The organism is bacterium, from assembly GCA_035454885.1.
In the GTDB taxonomy this organism is placed as follows: Bacteria; UBA10199; UBA10199; order JACPAL01.
Genome location: DATIGE010000051.1, coordinates 1 through 5,137, shown reverse-complemented (window position 1 = coordinate 5,137; position 5,137 = coordinate 1). Strand labels below are relative to the sequence as shown.

Below are 5,137 nucleotides of genomic sequence, written 5' to 3'. Positions count from 1 at the left end.
GATCGACTGGGCCCGCGTGCCTTTGCGGAAATACCGGCCCAAGAGGGCCCAGATCGTGGTGACCGTCTTCGTGTTGTCCGGATTCCTATCGGTCTTATACGTCTTCTTCCGCGACTACTGGAAAAGAATGCAAGAGGCCTCTTAAGGCGGTTTGATTTTGCTTCGACTCTTCAATATCGGGATCCGTTTTCCGCGTGCCGTCCTCGTCTTGACGGCCGTGCTGACGTGCGTCTCGATCCTGGCGGCCAAAAAACTCCACATCGAAAACGACTTGGCCGCCCTGCTTCCCAAGCAGATCGAGAGCGTCCGCGGCCTGGAGACCTTGAAGGCCCGGTTCGCGGGACTGGGGCACCTGTTGGTGGTTGTAGAGTCCCCGGAGTCCCGTACCACGGAGCGTTTCGCCGGACTGTTGGAGGCGCGTCTCGCCGGTCGGCCCGACGTATCTTACGTGGAGGGACGGGCTCCCGTCGATTTCTTCGAAAAACGCGGGTGGCTTTACATCGACTTGGAGGATTTGCGCGAGGTGGAGGCCAGGGTCGACCGCGCCGCGGCGTTGGAGAAAAAGGGGCTGAGCCCGGTATTCAACGGGTTGATGGATTTCGCCGACGACGAAGACCGGATCGATCTCTCGTTTAAGGATCTCCAGGACAAATACCGGCGCCGGTTCGGTTTCAAGGGGGACGGGACCGTCTCCTCCGAGGACGGCGCTCTGCGGGTTCTGAAGGTCAAGCTCAAGAGCAATCCGCAAAGCTTGGACGAAACCCGGCGTTTCCTCGCTGACGTCCGCGCCCAGGTCGAACGACTCAAAGGTGAGGAAGGTTTCGGCTCTGTGACGGTCGGCTATACCGGCGCGTATCCAAAGATGCTGGAGCAAGCCGACCTGACGCGTCGCGAGATCCTGTGGGTTTCAGCGGTCGTCACGCTGCTCCTCTTTGTCATCCTTCTCCTGTATTTTCGAAGCATCACCGGAGCGGTCCTCGTCATTCTGCCGGTGACCATCGGCATCCTATGGACCGGCGGAGCGGTCGCCTTGATCCAGGGGCGCCTGAACATCATTACGAGCTTTTCCGCCGTCATCCTGGCGGGATTGGGGAGCGATTACGCGATTTACATCCTGAGCCGTTACCGCCGGGAACGCCGGGAGGGGACCGATTTTCAACGAGCCTGCGAGAGGGCCTTTTCCGAAACCGGCTCGGCGACTTATCTTTCCATGATCACCACGGCGGGCGGTTTCCTCGCTCTTTTGTTCTCAAAGTTCAGCCTTTTTTTCGAGTTCGGCGTGGTCGGGGCGGTGGGTCTCCTGCTCAACTATGCGGCGATCATGCTGGTCCTGCCGGCGGTCCTCAGCGTGGCCGAGAGGTTCCGCAGGCGGCCGCCGATCGCGCAGGAATCGAAGGTCCCGGCGTCCCGGTGGCGCGCCCGATTCGGGGCGTTTTGGATGCCCCGCGGTCCCGTGGCCGGCGTTTCGTTTTTTTTGGGCCTATGCGTCGCGGGATGTCTTGCCTTGCCTTCGGTGAGGGTGATTTCCTTCGATGACGGACAAGTGGAGAGCCGTTCCCTGCCGGGTTACCGGCTGGCCGATCGCATTACCCCTTTGTTTCCCTTGGCGACCGTCCCGACCCTCCTCCTGGTGAGGGGGGAAGAGGCCGAAAGAAATCTCGTTCACGCCGCTCAGGAGTTTTTGAAAGCGAAAGGGCAGGATGCGGTTTTCAATCATGTGATCGGGGAATCCGTCTTTCTGCCGGACGTCCTGGGAAAGAAGGCGGTTCTTGAGAGGATTTTGGAGAAATCGCGCGGGCTCCGCCATTCTTGGGGGAAGGATAGGGACAGAATCTTGGCGAGTCTCGAGAGTTCCCTCCAGGCGCCGCCGATCGCGCGGGAATCGCTTCCTCCCGAAGTCAGGCGTCTGTTTGAGGCCCGTGACGGTTCGGGCGACTTCGCGGTGGCCTTGAATCCGGCATTCGGCCGCGTCTCCGCCGAAACGATGAAACGTTACCGAGACGGCATCCGGGAGTTCGAGGCGAAGGCGGGGGTTCCGTTCCTGGCCGTGGACAACACGTTCGTCAGCGACGACATCATCCGCCTGATCGAGGGTGAATCGCCCCGCGTTTTCCTCTTTTTCTTGGGCGTTCTGGGCCTGGTGCTTTTCGTGAAGGTGAAACCGTTGCCGCGCGCCGCTCTCGTGTTTGGTTCGCTCGTCGGCAGCCTGCTCCTCTTAGCGGCGGCGCTGTGGGCCCTGGGGATCCGCCTCAACATCATCAACATCGCCGTCATTCCCGTCATCTTGGGAACCGCCGTCGATTCGTTCGTCCATCTCGGGGAATCTCTGGATCAGCGAGGTTTTAGCCCCGAAACGATGGCCAATGAAGTTCCGGCCATCCTGGTTTCGAACCTGACGTCCCTGGTGGGTTTCGGGGGGCTCGTCTTGACGTCCAGCGCGGGTTTGCGCTCGGCGGGGTGGGTGGCCTCGCTGGGAATCCTGATCGTGACCTTGGTTTGCGTTTATTTCTATCCCCGCGGATTGTTACTTCACCGTCCGAAGGATCTGCCTGCCGCCGGCGCGCTCGGCGCGGCGGACGTCCCCGTCTGCGACACCTGAGCCCCCGCGGTTCAGGAACTCCATGATCCTCTGGTAGTCTTCCCAATAATCGATCTCGGCCCAGAAAACGTCCGCGATTTCCTGCACGAAGATCGGCTCCCCGCGCTCGGAGAGATCGAAAAGGACGTTTTCCCACCAAAGCCCGTGACGTTGCTGTCCGATGAGGAATTCGAGGTGATTGCGGAACGTATCGAGGAAAGACGCGCCGATCTTGGCGATTCCCACGTATTCGCCCGTGGTGCGAGCGACCGGGAGGGTCTTGCCGAACTCGCGTACGATCCCTCCGCTGTATTGCAGGCGGTAATCCGCCTCCTGAGTCCTCTTCGGGTCCGCAAAGACGACGCGTTCCTGCGGGGCCTTGATGACGTGCGGGATGAGATGTTCCTCGAAGAAGAGATCGCCGTTCATGACAATGACGTCGTCGTCGGTCTGCAGCTCCCGGCGGGCAAACCACAGGGAGGCGATCGAATTGGTGACGTCGAAGAAAGGATTTTCGTAGGTCTTGACGCCCATGCTTTCGATGTCTTCCCGGACCCGCGCGGCCTTGAATCCGACGATGACGGAGATGTCGTGCACGCCGGACTTCTTGAGCGTCCGGACCGTCCTTTGGATGAGGGATTCGTCCCCAATGCGCGCGCAGCACTTGGGGGTGTCTCCCAGGCGCTGGCTGATCCGCGTCCCCACCCCCGCCGCCATGATGATGGTTTTCATGCCGCCAACCTCCGGTTTGATTTCGAGGCGGCAAGCTTCTTGAGAGCGGCCGCCAGGCGCGCGTTGTCGCGTATCGTCAGATTTCCCAGATGTCCCACCCGGAACACCCGGTCCTGGAGGTCGCCTCCGTTGGGGCAGACGTAAAATCCGAAATCCTCGCGCAGCCTCTCGACGTACCAAAGGGCGGAACGCCCGTCGCGCGGCTCCAGGGCCGTCAGGGCGTTCGACGGGTTCGCGGAAAACAAGTCCAACGGCAATCCCCGTATCTTTTTGCGGAAATCGCGGGCGAGCCGGGCGGTGCGGCGCACCTGGGCATCGGCCCCTTCCTGGATCAGTGCCTCGAGCCTCTTCTCGAGCTGGCGTACGAGCCCGATGGCGGGGGTAAAGGGGGTCTGGCCCCGGACGCCTTCTTTCAAGCAGCGATTCAACTCCAGATAATAGGACCTCGCGCGTCCGGTCTCGATCTTGCGGATCATGCGGGGGCTCAAGACCACGAAACTCAGGCCCGGCGGCAGGGCCAAGCCCTTGTGCGAGCTCAAGATCAGGGCGTCGATGGACTGCCGCGACAGGTCGATGGGGTCCGCCAAGAAAGAGGAAATGGCGTCCACGATCAGTAACGCGTTATTCGCCTTGCAGAAGGCGTCCCACGCATCCAGGTCATAGACCGTTCCCGTCGTCGTCTCATGGTGGCAGGCCACGACGGCATTCACGGAGGAGGCCGGCTTGAGTCCCTGCGGTGGAGGGGAACCCGGGGCGATCCTCAGCTCTTCGTGGGGGAGGCGGTGAAAACGGCAAATCTCGGCGAAACGCTCTCCGAACGCGCCCGCGTTCACGACCAGCAGGTTATCGTCATCGCCGAACCCGCCGAGCGCGGCCTCCATGGCGGCCGTGCCGGAGGCGGTCAGAAGGACCGTGCGGGACCCCGCCGGGGCCTTCAGAAGGCGAAGGAGCATCGCTTCGCAGTTCAGGACCGTTCGGGAGAAGGCGTCCGTGCGGAAATAGGGGAGCGGCTCGGCCCCCGACCGCAGGACGTCGTCGGGCATCATGACCGGTCCCGGGGTGAAGAGGGTGAAGGAGGTCCTTCGCCGCTTGGGTGATTTCATCGACCCCCAAGCGGATAGCCCACAAATCGAGGCGGAATCAATCGCTTTTCAGGTCAGGTCCCGGCCGCCTCCAAGACGCGCTTCTTGTCCCGGAACCAGAGGAGGGCGGCCGCGAGCCACAGGAGGTTCATGGGGATGAGGATGACGCCACAGGCCGCCAACATGGCGTCCGGAAAGAAGGGGGTGATAAGGCCGGCTGCGAAGAAAAGCGCCAGGTGCGTCCCTTCGCCCAAGAAGCTCCAGAGCCTCATGGACCGCGCCAAGATTTCGCGGGCGGCGGAGCGGGTCTTCGCGTCGAGTTGGAGGGATTCGCGGGGCGGGCGGACGAAGACGGAGTGATGGTACGACATGATGGCGTATAAGAGGGCTTCGAAATAACGCCGCCCCTTCAAGCTTAGCCTCGCGCGCTTGCCGGCTTCGTCCGCCGATAGGTGTTTTTCCGAAAAATCCGGCTCGCAGAGTGAAACGTAGGTCGTCTTGACGCCGTCGTAGGTCCAGCAATGCAGCGGCATGCTGGCCCCGGCGATCGCCATGAAGGGCAGGGTGAACCCGGAGGAAGGGGAATAGGGGCCGCTGACGTAGAGGGAGACCCAGATGAGAACGATCCAGACCGTGTCGAAGGAGCCGTCCAAGACGCGGCCCACGGGGCTGGAGGTGCCCGTGATCCGCGCCAGCATCCCGTCGCTGCAATCCAGGACGATCGCCGCGAGAAGGGCGAGAGAGC

Annotated in this window: 4 protein-coding genes; 1 reads left to right on the top strand and 3 read right to left on the bottom strand. The window is 62.0% G+C overall.

All coding sequences use genetic code 11. The features are described from left to right. Positions 1-151: 151 nt before the first annotated feature. Positions 152-2,599: an MMPL family transporter gene (locus VLJ37_09235; protein HSA59853.1), complete on the top strand. Its 2,448-nt coding sequence runs from the start codon at positions 152-154 to the stop codon at positions 2,597-2,599. Here the strand turns inward: VLJ37_09235 and VLJ37_09230 are convergent. The 3 genes from VLJ37_09230 to VLJ37_09220 form a co-directional block, all read right to left on the bottom strand. Continuing rightward, on the bottom strand, positions 2,525-3,310 hold the full coding sequence (locus VLJ37_09230) for a phosphocholine cytidylyltransferase family protein (protein HSA59852.1): 786 nt from the start codon (positions 3,308-3,310) through the stop codon (positions 2,525-2,527). The genes VLJ37_09235 and VLJ37_09230 overlap by 75 nt on opposite strands. Next, on the bottom strand, positions 3,307-4,413 hold the full coding sequence (locus tag VLJ37_09225) for an aminotransferase class V-fold PLP-dependent enzyme (GenBank protein ID HSA59851.1): 1,107 nt from the start codon (positions 4,411-4,413) through the stop codon (positions 3,307-3,309). Before VLJ37_09225 ends, VLJ37_09230 begins: the two co-directional genes overlap by 4 nt. Positions 4,414-4,466: 53 nt before the next feature. Continuing rightward, the coding region (locus tag VLJ37_09220) for a CDP-alcohol phosphatidyltransferase family protein (GenBank protein ID HSA59850.1) at positions 4,467-5,137 on the bottom strand (671 nt) is incomplete at its 5' end.

Coding starts and splice junctions, on each gene's coding strand:
- VLJ37_09230 (HSA59852.1), bottom strand. CDS start 3,310: ATGAAAACCATCATCATGGCGGCGGGGGTGGGGACGCGGATCAGCCAG.
- VLJ37_09225 (HSA59851.1), bottom strand. CDS start 4,413: ATGAAATCACCCAAGCGGCGAAGGACCTCCTTCACCCTCTTCACCCCG.